Consider the following 14552-nt stretch of genomic DNA (forward strand, 5'->3'; position numbering starts at 1 on the left):
TAATAAAGATTAATCAGGGTAGGGGTACAGTATCCGGATTGGCCATCCGCTTCTTTCTGTTTTCCCAAAACTCAAAGAGTTTGGCCATCGCGGTTCCGATAAAGATACCCAATAATCCTCCTCCCAGGATATCAATCGGGTAGTGTTTGCCCACGTAAATCTGTGCATACCCGATCAGAAAGGCCCATAGGAACAACCAATACCAGCGCTGCCCCTTGATCATATAAATGGCCCAATACCAGAAAGTTGCCAGTGCAAAATGATTGCTGGCATGGGAAGATGGAAATCCATATTTGCCGCCGCAACCTACCAGGGAACGCACCACCCCCTCCAGGTCATCCTCATAACAGGGACGCTCACGCGCGAAAAAGGGTTTGAAGAGGGAAGCACTGCTAAAATCGGCAAGGCCAAAACTCGCTACTGTCAACAGGATGAAGACCAGCATTTTAGACCGCGCATTTTTCCAGATCCAATACAACATGAAGGCGTAAAAGGGAACCCAGAGTTTGGCTTCCCGCATGCCCAGCATGAAATGATCCATGAAATTGGAAACACCGGTGTTTTGTATGATTTTGAAAATAGTATAATCCAGTTGGATCAGAGATTCGGTCCAGCTCATGTGTGTGGTTTGTTCAGCGAAAATGTGTTTCGTATATGAACAAACTACAATGTGTGTGTTACCAAAGTTTTAAAGATCGATTAGAATGCAATTAGAATTTCCTTCACCCGACCGGTGCCACCGGTCGGGTGGCACCGGTCGGGTGAGCTAACACCACACATACACACCATCCTCTCTTTCCTCCACGGGCCAGTGTTTCAGGTAATAGCCCTCACCCGATACATTTCTCCCACTCGCCATGCTGAACCGATACCGGTGTAAGGGGCACACCACATTGCCCAGTGCATCTATAAAGCCTTCTGAAAACAGGCCGCTGGCATGCGGACATTTATGCGCAAATGCAAATAATTTCTCCTTGTATCGCCCAATGCAGATAGGCCTTCCCTCCAGCTCTGCCAACGCGATTTGGTTGCTATTGAATTGCAGCTCACCAACTGATTCGGCTATCTTGACCCAGTTTTGCGTGCGGTTGAGTTCCATGAAATTGATTATTCCCCTTCATTCGTCTGAAAGGTTCCGAAAAACTCAGTCTTGTATGGATAGCGCTCCCGGTACAACTGCCTCACTTTATTGAGGATCGTTGCTCTCAACCCTTCCAGGTTCCTGCGCTCGATCGCAGATACAAACACACAATTGCCCAAGGTGATATTCTCCCAACGCTCCCGCACTTCTTCCAATATCTGGGTCTTCACCTCGGGCTCCAGCCATTCATCAAACACATTCTTCTCATACTGATCCAGCTTGTTGAAGATCGTGATCATCGGCTTCTCAGTTACCTTCAGTTCCTGCAGGGTTTTATTCACCACATTGAACTGATCCTCATATTGCGGGTGTGATAAGTCTACCACATGCAATAAGATATCTGCCTCGCGCACTTCATCCAGCGTGCTTTTGAAGCTTTCTACAAGGTGGTGGGGCAACTTCCGGATAAATCCTACGGTATCGCTTAATAAAAAGGGAGTGGTGTCAAATACTACTTTTCGCGTGGTGGTATCCAACGTTGCAAATAATTTATTCTCTGCGAATACTTCACTTTTGCTGAGGATATTCATCAGCGTGCTCTTCCCTACGTTGGTATATCCTACCAGGGCTACCCGGATAAACTCACCGCGGTCTTTGCGCTGGGTAAAGGACTGTTTGTCAATTTCGCTTAACCGCCTCCGTAAGAGGGCAATTTTCTCCTTTACAATCCGGCGGTCCGTTTCAATTTCAGTTTCACCCGGACCCCTGGTTCCAATTCCACCCCCCTGGCGTTCCAGGTGTTTCCACATCCCTTTGAGTCGGGGTAACAGGTACTGGTACTGCGCCAGCTCCACCTGGGTTTTGGCCTGCGCGGTTTTAGCCCTCCGGGCAAATATGTCCAGGATCAGATCCGACCGGTCAATGGTTTTCACCCCTAATGCTTTCTCAATATTGAGGATCTGCGAGCCGGTCAGCTCATCATCAAATATGACCAGGTTGATATCCCTTCCGGTGATATAATCTTTGATCTCTTCCAGCTTTCCCTTACCCACAAAGGTTTTGCTGTCGGGATGCGCCAGCTTCTGGGTAAATCTTTTCACAGCTTCCGCACCTGCTGTTTCTGCCAGGAAAGCCAGTTCATCCAGGTACTCCGTCACCTGCTGCTCATTCTGGTCCTTCTGGATCACACCCACCAATACGGTGCGTTCATTTTCTGCTATCTGCTTTTTTTCTATCAATTCGCTTCTATTAAAATGTTGCTCAGGTCGGCAAAATTAGCACAAAAAAAGCGGGCCAGGGGGCCCGCCTCATTAGTAAACTTTTTTCTCAGAGTCCGCTGATCGTTAAGCCGACCGACATCGGGTGCACCGGAGGTCCCTGGTTGTCCTTGATCAGGGTATTCACCTGGTAGGATCCAAAGATCCCGAATGGTCCATAGCTGATCCTTGCCGTGGCTGCTATCCGCAACGCATTGAAATAACGCCGGGAATTGATCTTCTCTGTGTAATTATTGATGGCACTGCCTGATTTGGTCTGGAAATTCTTACCCTTGGTATGGGCATTCAGCATAGTTCCTACTTTCGCTCCCACTGCAAATTTCCAGCTCTTGTTGGTGTTCTCCGGGTTCGCTGCAAAACGCAGTTCTACCGGTACTTCTGCCCAAACATTTACCAGTTTGTACTTTTTAAAATGGTTGGTATCTGCCAGGTTGCGGAAGGCCAATGTCGGACTGTTACCTGCAATCTGCACATCGTGTTTGTCGAAGAAGATATTGCTGGATCCTATTCCTACACCTATTCCTACACTGAAGCGGGGATCCACTTTAAAGGGGAAATCCATCATCAGGTAAATATTCAGGTGTCTGCCAATACCCGTGAGCCGGATGGAATCAGGCACCTGGGTCCAGGTATCATAGCCAAACTGGAACATGAAATGGTCATTCGCACGGTTGCTGATTTTTACCTTGCTCCAGTCTTTTTTGGGTTTGGATACTTTTTCCTTGATGGCAGGTATGGGGACAGCTGGATTGGTTACAGTGGAATCCGTCTGCGCCTGAAGGGCAATGGTCAAAAGCAGGGCAGACAAAACGGCTGAAATTTTTCTCATACTAGTTGATAAAGCGCAAATCTATCGGATGGACTGCCAGGGTCCTTCCTTCACGTTGTTAATAATTATAAAAACCACAGCCGGCAACAGGTTCCAGCTTAGGCGAGCGCAAAAATAGGGCTTTTCCGGCTGACAGGAGCTTTTAGAGGTTGATTACGCGTTTTTCACGATGACTTTGCTGAGCTGCATCCAGCACGGTCATGGTTTTGATGGCGTCCGCCACAGGCACCGGATTCGGGGCACCATTTACCAGGGTCTGGTACACATCCTCAAAAAATCCCATGTAATTGCCAGGGGTAGATCGGGTTTCCTTACGTACCAACTGGCCGTCAATAATAGTATGCAGGAGCCCATCTGCCTTTTCCAGCGCCGGGCACCAGCTATTCACAGAAGGGATCGTTCCTTTGAGTAGTTCTGTTTCCTGCAGATCAGATCGCTCCTGGATAAAGGTCCCGTTCATGCCCTGCAATACAAAGGCAGGTACGGTTTCACGTGCCACCACAGTTGCTTTGAGGCGCACCCGCATACGCGGATAAAACAGCAACATTTCAAAATAATCATTGCTCTCCACACTATCCCGCAGGGTCATAATATCCGCAAATACAGCCTGCGGCCAGCCAAACAATTGTAAAGTCTGATCAGTCAGATGTGATCCCAGATCATGCAACACCCCTGCTCCCGGCAGGTTCTTCTCTTTATGGGCCTTGCCACTGGGTTCAGTACGATATCGGTCATACCTGAATTCAACTTCCCTTATCTCACCCAGCCAGCCTTTATCCACTACCTCTTTAATCGCATGATAATCTCCATCGTACCGGCGATTCTGATACACGATCAAATGCAGGTTATTCTCTTTTGCCAGTTGATCCAGTTCCGCAGCTTCTGCTGCATTGGTAGTTACGGGCTTCTCTACAATTACATGCTTGCCCGCCAGCAATGCCTGTTTGGCAAAATCAAAATGTGTTTGTGTAGGTGTGTTCACAATTACCAACTCGATGGAATCATCCGCCAGTAATTCTTCTACTGAACGCGCCAGCTTGCTATGTGGGTATCTTGAACGTGATTCCTGGTTATGGCGTTCAACGATCGCCGTTAGTTCATAACCTGGATGATTGTCTACAAATGGCGCATGAAACAATTTGCCACTCATGCCATAAGAGCAGATGCCGGTATTGATGATTCTCATACCCTCTAAAATACAGCCTTCCACCGAAAGAGATCGCATTTTCGGAATTAATGGCTATCTTTTTCATCAAACTTTTGACATGAAACAGTTGCTTGCAGCCTTCCTGCTGGGGTCTTTTTTTGCTGCATCGCAGGCCCAGGAAAAACTGAATGTGGTGTTTATTCTTACAGATGATCACCGCCACGATGCCATGGGGTTCACTGGCCGCATTCCCTGGCTCGAAACCCCCTATATGGATAAGATGGCCAAAGAAGGCGTGTGGGTGAAAAATGCAACTGTTACCACTGCGCTTTGTTCTCCTTCGCGTGCTTCTATTCTAACCGGTCAATATGCTCATACCCACACGGTGGTGGATAATTTTTCTCCTCTGCCTCCCAATCTCCGCTTCTTTCCGGAATACCTGCAGAAAGCAGGTTACCAAACAGGCTTCTTTGGCAAATGGCATATGGGTCACCAGGGCGATCAGCCTCAGAAAGGTTTTCATCATTGGGAGAGTTTCACGGGACAGGGAGTTTATTTCAATCCCCGGCTCAATATCAATGGCGAACGCATTCAATATAAGGACAGTACCTATATCACCGACCTGCTGACAGATCATGCGGTGGAATGGATTCGCAAACAGAAAAAGGGACAACCCTTCTTTGCCTATATCTCACACAAAGGGGTACACGATGAATTCATGCCTGCTCCCCGGCACAAGGGGCGTTATGCCAATAAGCCGATTCCCTATCCTTCTACCATTAACCTCACAGCTAAACCTAACAGCAAGATCTTCGGTGATACAACCCTGTTACCGTTAGCCCATCGCGCGGCTTCAGATCCTGCTTATAATGTGAAAGATATTCCCTCCTGGGTTTGGGCTCAACGCAACAGCTGGCACGGCGTGGACTTCATGTACAATGGCCGCGTTTGGTTTGATGAATTTTATCGCCGCTATTGTGAAACCCTGCTGGCAGTGGATGAAAGTATCGGTCGCATTCTACAAACCCTCAAAGAAACCGGCCAGGATAAAAATACTATCCTCGTATATATGGGGGATAATGGTTTCCTTATGGGGGAACATGGCCTGATCGACAAACGCAACATGTATGAAGAGAGCCAGAAAGTGCCCTTGCTGGTCTATGCGCCTGCACATATCAAAGGCGGACAAATTCTCGATGCCGTGATCCAGAATATTGATATCGCTCCCACGGTGCTGGACATTGCGCGTGTTGAAAAACCTTCGCAAATGCAGGGCAACTCTTTTCTTCCCCTGCTGAAAGGCGCCAAAATCGCCTGGCGCAGCAAAGCTTTTTATGAATACTATTGGGAATATTCTTTCCCGCAAACACCTACTACTTTTGGTGTGCGTGATGGGAAATATAAATTCATTTATTACCCCGGAGTCTGGGATATAAGTGAGCTGTACGACCTGGAAGCAGATCCTGAAGAAAAGCGCAATCTCTGGCGCCATCCGGAGCACCAGGAAACCGTGTTAAGACTTCGCAACGAACTCTGGGACTGGCTGGAAAAAACAGGCGGGATGCAGGTCCCCTTGAAACGCATCACAGAGAAGAGGGGCGATTATGGGAACCATCAATTGTACTGATCATATCATAGTTGGCGCCCTCCCAATCAAAGTAGCCCACAATGCGAAACCCATTTTTCAGGTAGAAATTCACTGCGCGGATATTGGCACACTGAACGCCACCCCATAGGATCAATCGCGTGATCCCTGCATCTTTAAGGTAGGGAAGGGCTTGCGTTAACATGAGAGTACCTGTTCCTCTGCCCTGGTATCCATCTCCCAATACAGGGGCATAGGAAGCTGTCTCCTGGTGAATCGCCATTCCATATTGCATATAGCGATCGCGCTCCCAGGGGAAAGCTCCTTGTAGAAAAACCTGGTAACCCGCCAGCTCATCATCAATGAAGGAAAGCAGCAATCTATAGGCCGGATCAGCTACTTGCTGCTGCAAGGTTTCCCGATCCATAGGATGCGGTGCATACAATCGGCGGGTTGCTTCCTGCAACTGCTGGTAAAAGCTTACAATGCTGTCACAATCATCGGCGGTGGCGATTCGGGTGTGCATAAATGTTAGCTTATCTTAAACAGCAGGCTGAGGATGCGGGGCAGCTCGCGGTTGTCTTCATCAAACCACTCTTTCAGTTCAACCAGTTCAAATCCCTGTGCTTTGGCTGCGGCGTAAAATTCGGATACATGGTGATTGAAACAGGTTACCACCTGCTGGCCTTCTGCTGTTTCAAATCTTGCCTTGGTTCCGGTATATTGTTTAAAGGGATGTAGTTCTCCCACATATACATAACCGTTAGGTTGCAACACGGCTTTCAGCTTTGCAAAGATGCTGTCAAGATTTTCAATATGCTCAAGCACCAGGCTAAAGGTGGCGAGGTCATAAGGCGCTTTGGTAAATTGCCAATCCTGCGTGATATCAGCTTGGATGAATGCCACCTGCGGGGAGTTGATTTTTTCTCTTGCTTTGGTCAGCATGCCTTCCGACAAATCAACTGCGGTGATCTGTTCCGCAATTGTCAGCAGCCATTCTGTATTCTTGCCGGTACCACAGCCAATCTCCAGGCAATTGCTAAAACGGCGACCGGCCAGCAGGGTTCTTAAGCTGATCGCTTCCAGGTCCCGCGTGCGGTTTTTATTGCTATCATAAATTTCAGCCCATTGGTTATAGGCCGATGAAACGTTTGACATAGTATTGAGTTGCTCAAAATTATTTTGATTGACGGACTGCTTTCATTTTTCGTTGCACCACCAACACGCGTAATTTAATGGCATCGTATAATAAGCCAGCCAGCAACAGCAAAACAGCTACTAACAGGATATGCAATCCAGCCCTGCTAAAGGGTAATCCTCCTGCAATACCTCCCAGGAAGAAAAACCCGATAATAGTTAGGCGCAGGCGGATTGAGGACCGCAATCTTTCCTGCTGCTCCTCCTTCTTGTAAAAGAACAACTGCGACAGTTCAATTCCGAGGTCAGTAAACAAACCCGTCAGGTGCGTCGTGCGTACAGTTGCATTGGATAAACTGGTCACCAGTGAGTTTTGCATGCCCATACTGAAGAGCAGTATATAAGCAAGCGTATTCGGATGCGTTTGAATAATTTTTGGCCCGGCCAGCGCAGCAATCAGCAGGAGTCCGGCTTCAATAAGCACGGGCCGCAGAAAAGCTTTTTTCTCACTGTGTCGAAGTCCCGCTTCCACCAGTAGATTCGAAAAAAAAGAGCCTGCCAGGAAAAACAGGATATAAAGGAAATAAGCAAATCCCGCCCAGAGTTTCCACTTCATTACTTCCTCCATGAAGAAGGCAAAATGACCGGTTACATTGGTGGTTAATTGCTGTATGGATAGGAATCCAACCACATTCACCATGCCTGCTACAAAGGAAAGCAGGGAGGCGATTGCCAGGTTATGTTGAAAAGTGCGTGTCTTGCCGCGATGTTTAAACATAGGCAATGAAGGTCCTGATTTTTTTAAGCAGAAAATACATGGTAGATATTTTATACGCGTAAAAAATCTTGGGTACAATTTATAGAATTGCGGCTTTTTGCGGTAATTATTTCGAGGTAATTGCCCAAAATTTCTTCTTTAATGCTGTATTTTCCTGCATAAACCAGATAAATACTGCAATATGAAAAAAACGCTACTACTTTTTTCAGTATGTATTTGGGCGATGCTTGGCCTAAATGCACAAACACCTAAGAGAGAATTCCGGGGCGCCTGGATTGCCAGTTATTTTGGTATCGACTGGCCCAACCGGAACCAGACTCCTGCCCAACAGCAGGCTGCGCTGCTTGCGATTCTCGATCACCACAAAGCAACCGGTATCACTACCATTTTCCTGCAGATCAGAAGTCAGTCGGATGCCCTCTATCCGAGTGAACTGGAACCCTGGTCCAACGACCTGACCGGCCTCCAGGGGCGTGCCCCCAATCCCCTTTGGGATCCCCTTGCGTTTGCTATTGAAGAAGCGCACAAAAGAGGCATGGAATTACATGCCTGGATCAATCCTTACCGGGCGGTAGGCAATGCTGCCAACCTGCCCAACTTCGCGGAAAATCACATCGCGAAGCGCCACCCCGAATGGCTGATCAGTACCGGGGTGCTGAGAACCCTGGATCCTGGTATCCCAGGTGTACGGGATCATATCAATGCTGTGATTTCGGATATTGTTTCCCGTTATGATGTGGATGGCATTCATTTCGATGATTATTTTTATCCCAATGCTGCTTTTAACGATGATGCTACTTATGCAGCTGATCCGCGCGGCATTACTGACCGGGCAGACTGGCGCAGGGATAATGTAAACTTGCTGGTCGCCAGGATCAATCAAACCATTAAGCAAATCAAGCCCTGGGTTGAATTTGGTATTTCTCCTTCTGGCATTTACCGCAACAGTACAGATCCTTCAATTGGTTCTGCTACCTCCGGCTTGCAGCATTATTCTCAACTCTATGCGGATAGTAAAAAATGGTTGCAGGAAGGATGGATCGATTACCTGGCACCCCAGGTGTACTGGTACATCGGTCAGCCGGGCGCCAATTATGGCATTGTTACACCCTGGTGGAATAACAACAGTTTCGGCAGAAGAATCTATATCGGTTTGGCCGGCTACAAAGTAAACGATCCTGCACAAGGCGTGAACTGGGCCAATCCTTCCCAGATCCCCAACCAGGTAAGGTTGAATCGCAGCCTGGCAAATATATCCGGACAGGCAGTGTACAATACTGCGAGTCTAAGAAGCACTACCAAACTGGGTTTCAGGGATTCACTGCGACTTGATTTTTATAGTCGTCCTGCTCTGCAACCCACCATGCCCTGGATTGATGCAGTGGCTCCGGATGCCGCCACGGATTTGAAAGTGATCAAATTTGGTGAAACACATAATCTACTGAAATGGAAAAAGCCCGCAGCTGCAGGAGATGAGCTGAATCGGGTTAGGCAGTTCGCGATATACCGTGCTACCAGTTCCAGCATTGATATTGAATCAGCAGAGAACCTGATTGCTATTACCAACCAGGATGAAACTTCTTTTGAAGATCATTCGGTTGAGCCGGATCAAACCTATTATTACCTGGTGACTTCCCTGGATCGCCTGCACAATGAAAGCGCGCCTTCCAATACCGCGACTTTCCAGTTGCCAGTTATTGAATGTCCGGCTAACCAGCAATCAGTGCTGGATGAAAACTGTAGTGCAACTGTGCCTGATTTCACAGCCGGTCTACCGGCTCAGGAAGATATTACCTACGCACAGGAGCCTGTGGCCGGTACAGTTGTATCTGGCGCCGGAACTACTACTATTACACTCCGCGCTACCGATATAGGAGGCAATTTCAGCACCTGTAGTTTTGAATGGACAAGGGTGGATGAAATTGCCCCGGAGATTGCCGGACTGCAAACTGATAAAACACTCTTGCGTGTGCCCAATCATAAAATGAATGAGGTAGCAGTGAATTATACCGTGATCGACAACTGCGGACCCGTAACTGTTTCACTTGCTATAAGCAGCAATGAACCGGTAAATGGAACAGGTGATGGAGATACAGATCCTGATTGGGAAATCATCAGCAACAACCTGGTTAAACTCAGAGCAGAACGTTCCGGAACCGGAACAGGAAGAATTTATACTATTACGGTTTCTGCAACTGATGCGGCAGGAAATCAGGCTACTGCTACCACTGAAGTACGCGTTCCACATTCAGCAGCAAGTGTTGCTTCCTCCGAAGCAGCAGTGATGGAAAACAATCAGCCAGTTGGCAATTGGGTGAAACTGCTGCCCAACCCAACCACCACTAGCTTTACCCTTCGTTTACTCGGAACCGGTAGAGAGCAGGTGGAACTGCGCATGCTGGATCTGAATGGCCGTGTGATCGAATCACGTGCAGGTATAGCCGACAATGCAACCCTGCAATTCGGTAGTAATTATCGTCCCGGTAATTATTTTGTTGAAATCCAAAGAGGAAAAGAAAGATTGGTGCTAAAACTGATCAAACAATAAAAAATAAAAGGGGCTGCGTTAAATATGCAGCCCCTTTTTATTTTGCTTATCATAACCGTATCATACACTCCAAATAAATATACCGCGGTACGAGTTGGATTTGTTGAATACTGTTGAATACATTCTTGTAACTGCTCCTGTTCTCTATAGTTCCTGCATTTAAAAGATTGTGCAACCTGGACTGCAATTCAAACCGGCTATTGATCCGGTAGCTGATTTTAGCAGATAAGGTATGCAGCCTGCTGTTCTGTCCCAATTCGTTGAACTGGTATTGCAGGGCCGCGTTTACCGGCTTTTTCAGTCGGGTACTGATAGTGCTCTGAAAATTCCACAACCGGATATGATTGGTCTGCTCAGGTCGATTGGCTGCTTTCAACTGGTTGCTGAGCAGGGTAAAAGATAATCGCGTAGCTGCCTGTATGGGAAAGTTCCATCCCGATTGAAGCGATACATACTGTTCCAAACTTCCCATTTTATACTGTATGCGCTCCTGGTTCAGGAGGGCCGGCATATTCCGGAATATAAAACTGAATCCGTATTCAATTCTGGATTGCAATGCAAGCAGGGGCAGTCCCAGGGAATAAGATGCCATCGTTTTCCAGTGATTTGATAATAAAGCGGGTTGCAGGAAACTGAATTCCGGTTGCTGTAAACTGCTCCAGCTATAATCAGCCGGACTATAACCTATCAACACACGTCCATTGCTGCTTAACTGGCTCGAGAAGTTGATGGAATAGAAATTGAAAAGCAACTCATGACTGGATACAGGTTGAAAGCTGGTTGCTTCCAGGTGAATGCTGTTGATTGAATTCACCAGGCTATCACCCCAAAAATAAATGGGATCCGGTCTTTTTCTTTCAAAACTATACTGCATGCCAAGGCCTGCAGATGAATTGATTTCTTTGTAATAATCGATGGTTAGGGAGGGCGTGAAATAGAGGCTTTTACTGCTTGTTTGTAGTGTCGGAAGCAGGAAACCCGGTTGGATGGAAAATCCAATCCTTTGCTTTTTTTTCAACTGGTAACTGGAGCCCGCAAATCCTTTCATACTAAAAAAATGGAGGGAATGAAATCCATCCGGACGAATACTTTCCAATTCAGTTGTTACCCCGGTGCTCCATACGCTTGTATTCTTTCTGATTTTCAACTCAGACCTGGAACCGGCAGTTATCCTGTTTTGCCTGGTGCTGCTGATAAGCTCGTTGACTCCATCGGTTAATCCAAGCAGGCTATTGAACCTGGCAGTGCGCAGTTTCATTTGATCACGTACGGGGGAACTGCTCATAAATACTTCCTGTTGAAAAAGCCGGTTGGCTCCCAGCGCTTTAGTATGGTTCAGGCGGGCTTCGAAGAAGCGGATCCGGTTTGTATAATCAGCTATCGTGGTATCAGTAAGGGCACCTGTTAAGATGGAACGATACCCGGTTGAATTATTGGACACCATTGCTTTGGCCCTGATCTCAGTACGGGCAGATCGATTTTGATCAAGCACATAGGAAGTTTCAAGTCCGGCCAGCTTTTCACCCGGATGCAGTGCTTCCTGCGACTCAATCGTCCATCCGGATCCATCTGCCAGTCGGTATTGATCTTCACCCTGCCTCCTGAGTTGATAATCATTTCTGAAATAACCTCCGGTCAGTCTGAATCCATTGTTGGATTTGCCTTTCGCGTGTAGTGTAAGCATTGCCTGTTGATCCCGGTTGTTGTAGGTATAGGGCAGAGGCAGACTGGGCGGTGTGATCAATTCAGGTTGCAGTAGCTGTTGCTGGTAACTGGTCAGAAAGGGCGATGATAAACTGCCTTCCTTATAGTGCGTGTTGAATCCTGCCTGGATGGATCCCTGCAGATAATTTCCCACTGTATTCGATTCCGCCAGGCTGATCAGTTTTAGTTTTTTTCCGAAAGCCTGCACCGTTCCTTTGTAATGATATCGTTCATCTGTGCTGGCTCCCACGGTTAGATTGCCTGATATGGATTCTGCATAAGCTTTATTAAGTGTCAGATTGATGCCAGCTTCGCCCGACTTTTCGAATGCAGCCAATAAACGGTTTTCTGAAAAATTGCGGATCAGCTCAATATTCTCCACTGTTTCTGCAGCCAGATTTTTACTGATGAGCTGGTAGCCGTTTCCTGCAAGATCTGCTCCGTCTATCAGGATTTTTTTGATTTCAGTATTTTGAAAGCTGATGCGGCCATCTTCACTCACCTGGATACCCGGCAATTTTCTTAGCAGGTCTTCCACTACCCGGGTTTCCTGCGATAGATATGGTTTAGCCTTATAAATGATGGTGTCTCCTGAAATTTTTACCGGATCTTTTTTCGCTACAATTACTGTGTCCAGTACCACTTTTTGTTCTGTAAGCTGAATGATTCCCAGGTCGCGGTCTTCAGGAAACGGACTGCTGTATGAAACTAGTTTCTTTTCAAAATTGATATGGGAAATATGCAACTGGAATGCTGTGGTTGCAGATAGGCTGAGTTCAAACTGGCCACTTGTTTTTGAGATACTCCATCCGATTAACTGTTCCTTTTGAAAAGCCTGGATGGTTGCATTTACAACCGGTTCTCCTTTTGCATTGGTTAGTTTTCCTTTGATCTTTACAGGTAAGGGTTGAGCAATGCCGGTTGCTCCCGGTAAATATGCAACCAGGAACAACAGGCCATACAGCCATACTGTGTATAAGCGGTTAGTTGAAATATTCCAGTTGCTCAAAATGTTTGATTTCAGTGCTGCAGGATTCACAGGAAGCATCTGCTGCTTTCAGCTCCACTATGTATTTTTTCAGCCAGCGATCTGTGAGCTGTGCATATTTTTCAATTGAGAGTATTGGTTTCTTTGGCGTTTTATAAGAAGCAGTGGCTGTCTCTTGAGTAACGATGCCGGTTAACCGATAGACAAAAAAATCATGCTCGTCTGAGATGCGATAGATGAGTCCGGGCAGGCCACCGAATTTCCAGGGTCCGTTTGGAATGGGCACTGCCGGATTAAACCAGGCGGTATATAACCTGCCTCGAAACCGGGTGCTCGCCTTCTGAAGGATTATACCTCCTTCCTGCACGGTATCATTACTGATATTCCAGCTAAACGGATGCAGACTATCTGCAATCCATTTGTCCATGGCTACCGGTGTGAAATCTTTAAAATAGAGTTGATTGGAAGCCGGATTTTTCAATATGTACATGATGCTGTCTTCCATCATGAATTGATGATTGTTCATGAGCACGGAGGCATTGTATTCCCTATCCTGCACCTGGAAGAAAACAGAACGTCCATCTGGCAGAACATTCAGGTCTCCTTTTAGTCGCAGTATCACCTTTGAATCGGATGTATCAAATGCGAAATTGTAATCCAGTTCATAGGAAATGATATGAACGGGCTGACTCTTCAACAGAACCGGAAACAACAGCAATATGAATAAACGTAACATGGTTATAGTTTTTCGATCAGGTTAACATTGTATTTCACTGCACTGGCTTTTGCAGTTTTCTTTTTCCCCTTATTGTAAGATTTCATGAATTCCTGGTTGCTTTCCTCGAGCCAGTTTTTAACATCGGTAGTAAAATCCTGGTAGGTGGCGCTTGTAAGAGGTAGAGTAGGGGCGGCTAGAGCAGTTGTACCCTGCTTCAGATTTCTCAAATAGAAATAGGCAAACCCATCATCAGAATAGGCGAGTCGCACGAGTCCCGGCAAACCGCTTAATTTCCAGGGACCGGTTTTGATACCAACCGATTCATCATACCAGGCAGTATAGGTACGTCCGCGAAAGGCTGCAGTAGCTTTTGTGACCTGGTACCCATCTAAAAAACGAACACTGTCTGCATGGATGGTCCATTGCGGTCCAGGCAAACTATCGCGATAAGTTTTAGTACCGCTGAAAAACTGAAAGTCTTTGAAGTACAGTGTCTGGTCATCAGGTTTGCTAAAAACCCAATACAGGGTATCTGTTACTGTCTTCTGACTGTTTTGAAAGTAGAAGGCAGTACCATTTTCAAAGCACCATAACTGGGCTGTTTTGGTGCTGTCTGTGGGCGATAACTGGTATATCGCCTGTGTTGCGCTTTGTGCGAAACTCCTGTTCGAAAACAGGAGCAGGCTAACTGAAACGTATAAAAAACTGAGAATTGTATGGTAAGTCATTTTTCACGGTTGAATGATAAAAATGACTTTTA

Annotated in this window: 13 protein-coding genes; 2 read left to right on the top strand and 11 right to left on the bottom strand. The window is 46.8% G+C overall.

Going from position 1 to position 14552, the window contains the following annotated elements:
- Positions 1 to 13 precede the first annotated feature (13 nt).
- The 5 genes from L0U88_RS19615 to L0U88_RS19635 form a co-directional block, all read right to left on the bottom strand.
- Positions 14 to 619 carry a phosphatase PAP2 family protein gene (locus tag L0U88_RS19615; protein ID WP_234868393.1) on the bottom strand — a complete coding sequence of 202 codons (606 nt, stop codon included), beginning with the start codon at positions 617 to 619 and terminating at the stop codon, positions 14 to 16.
- 147 nt (positions 620 to 766) lie between these two features.
- Positions 767 to 1099 (bottom strand): Rieske (2Fe-2S) protein, encoded by a 333-nt coding sequence (locus L0U88_RS19620; protein WP_234868395.1) that lies wholly within the window; start codon positions 1097 to 1099, stop codon positions 767 to 769.
- A gap of 8 nt (positions 1100 to 1107) precedes the next feature.
- Complete coding sequence (gene hflX / locus L0U88_RS19625) at positions 1108 to 2319, bottom strand: GTPase HflX (RefSeq protein ID WP_234868397.1); 1212 nt, start codon at positions 2317 to 2319, stop codon at positions 1108 to 1110.
- Between the two features lie 88 nt (positions 2320 to 2407).
- A complete protein-coding gene (locus tag L0U88_RS19630; RefSeq protein ID WP_234868399.1) occupies positions 2408 to 3187 on the bottom strand; it encodes an outer membrane beta-barrel protein in 780 nt (259 codons plus the stop codon).
- A 142-nt stretch (positions 3188 to 3329) separates the two neighbouring features.
- A complete protein-coding gene (locus tag L0U88_RS19635) occupies positions 3330 to 4373 on the bottom strand; it encodes a Gfo/Idh/MocA family oxidoreductase (protein ID WP_234868401.1) in 1044 nt (347 codons plus the stop codon).
- A gap of 79 nt (positions 4374 to 4452) precedes the next feature.
- Between L0U88_RS19635 and L0U88_RS19640 the strand changes: the two genes are divergently transcribed.
- The gene (locus L0U88_RS19640; protein WP_234868403.1) at positions 4453 to 5961 is read left to right on the top strand and encodes a sulfatase family protein; all 1509 of its coding nucleotides are present in this window, start codon (positions 4453 to 4455) and stop codon (positions 5959 to 5961) included.
- On the opposite strand, the gene L0U88_RS19645 is transcribed toward L0U88_RS19640, so the two are convergent.
- From L0U88_RS19645 to L0U88_RS19655, 3 genes are read right to left on the bottom strand one after another with little or no spacing between them, the layout of a single operon-like run.
- A complete protein-coding gene (locus tag L0U88_RS19645; RefSeq protein ID WP_234868405.1) occupies positions 5918 to 6445 on the bottom strand; it encodes a GNAT family N-acetyltransferase in 528 nt (175 codons plus the stop codon). The genes L0U88_RS19640 and L0U88_RS19645 overlap by 44 nt on opposite strands.
- A gap of 5 nt (positions 6446 to 6450) precedes the next feature.
- Positions 6451 to 7077, bottom strand: coding sequence for a class I SAM-dependent DNA methyltransferase (locus tag L0U88_RS19650; protein WP_234868407.1), 627 nt, complete (start codon positions 7075 to 7077; stop codon positions 6451 to 6453).
- Between the two features lie 19 nt (positions 7078 to 7096).
- Positions 7097 to 7834 carry a YoaK family protein gene (locus L0U88_RS19655; protein WP_234868409.1) on the bottom strand — a complete coding sequence of 246 codons (738 nt, stop codon included), beginning with the start codon at positions 7832 to 7834 and terminating at the stop codon, positions 7097 to 7099.
- Between the two features lie 181 nt (positions 7835 to 8015).
- On the opposite strand from L0U88_RS19655, the gene L0U88_RS19660 reads away from it, so the two are divergent.
- Positions 8016 to 10382 carry a family 10 glycosylhydrolase gene (locus L0U88_RS19660; RefSeq protein WP_234868411.1) on the top strand — a complete coding sequence of 789 codons (2367 nt, stop codon included), beginning with the start codon at positions 8016 to 8018 and terminating at the stop codon, positions 10380 to 10382.
- A 49-nt stretch (positions 10383 to 10431) separates the two neighbouring features.
- Here L0U88_RS19660 and L0U88_RS19665 read toward each other — a convergent pair whose 3' ends face one another.
- The 3 genes from L0U88_RS19665 to L0U88_RS19675 are packed head-to-tail and all read right to left on the bottom strand — an operon-like array spanning position 10432 to position 14520.
- The gene (locus tag L0U88_RS19665) at positions 10432 to 13095 is read right to left on the bottom strand and encodes a TonB-dependent receptor (protein WP_234868413.1); all 2664 of its coding nucleotides are present in this window, start codon (positions 13093 to 13095) and stop codon (positions 10432 to 10434) included.
- Positions 13070 to 13810 carry a GLPGLI family protein gene (locus L0U88_RS19670; RefSeq protein ID WP_234868415.1) on the bottom strand — a complete coding sequence of 247 codons (741 nt, stop codon included), beginning with the start codon at positions 13808 to 13810 and terminating at the stop codon, positions 13070 to 13072. Before L0U88_RS19670 ends, L0U88_RS19665 begins: the two co-directional genes overlap by 26 nt.
- 2 nt (positions 13811 to 13812) lie before the next feature.
- A complete protein-coding gene (locus L0U88_RS19675; RefSeq protein ID WP_234868417.1) occupies positions 13813 to 14520 on the bottom strand; it encodes a GLPGLI family protein in 708 nt (235 codons plus the stop codon).
- Positions 14521 to 14552: the final 32 nt, after the last annotated feature.

Origin of the sequence: Flavihumibacter fluminis, from assembly GCF_021491375.1 — a bacterium.
Taxonomy (GTDB): domain Bacteria; phylum Bacteroidota; class Bacteroidia; order Chitinophagales; family Chitinophagaceae; genus Flavihumibacter; species Flavihumibacter fluminis.

What these genes read in the sequence shown, in the direction of transcription:
- L0U88_RS19650 (WP_234868407.1), bottom strand. Translation starts at nt 7,077, where the DNA reads ATGTCAAACGTTTCATCGGCCTATAACCAATGGGCTGAAATTTATGAT.
- L0U88_RS19655 (WP_234868409.1), bottom strand. Translation starts at nt 7,834, where the DNA reads ATGTTTAAACATCGCGGCAAGACACGCACTTTTCAACATAACCTGGCA.
- L0U88_RS19645 (WP_234868405.1), bottom strand. Translation starts at nt 6,445, where the DNA reads ATGCACACCCGAATCGCCACCGCCGATGATTGTGACAGCATTGTAAGC.
- L0U88_RS19640 (WP_234868403.1), top strand. Translation starts at nt 4,453, where the DNA reads ATGAAACAGTTGCTTGCAGCCTTCCTGCTGGGGTCTTTTTTTGCTGCA.
- L0U88_RS19630 (WP_234868399.1), bottom strand. Translation starts at nt 3,187, where the DNA reads ATGAGAAAAATTTCAGCCGTTTTGTCTGCCCTGCTTTTGACCATTGCC.
- L0U88_RS19675 (WP_234868417.1), bottom strand. Translation starts at nt 14,520, where the DNA reads ATGACTTACCATACAATTCTCAGTTTTTTATACGTTTCAGTTAGCCTG.
- L0U88_RS19660 (WP_234868411.1), top strand. Translation starts at nt 8,016, where the DNA reads ATGAAAAAAACGCTACTACTTTTTTCAGTATGTATTTGGGCGATGCTT.
- L0U88_RS19670 (WP_234868415.1), bottom strand. Translation starts at nt 13,810, where the DNA reads ATGTTACGTTTATTCATATTGCTGTTGTTTCCGGTTCTGTTGAAGAGT.
- L0U88_RS19615 (WP_234868393.1), bottom strand. Translation starts at nt 619, where the DNA reads ATGAGCTGGACCGAATCTCTGATCCAACTGGATTATACTATTTTCAAA.
- L0U88_RS19620 (WP_234868395.1), bottom strand. Translation starts at nt 1,099, where the DNA reads ATGGAACTCAACCGCACGCAAAACTGGGTCAAGATAGCCGAATCAGTT.
- L0U88_RS19635 (WP_234868401.1), bottom strand. Translation starts at nt 4,373, where the DNA reads ATGAGAATCATCAATACCGGCATCTGCTCTTATGGCATGAGTGGCAAA.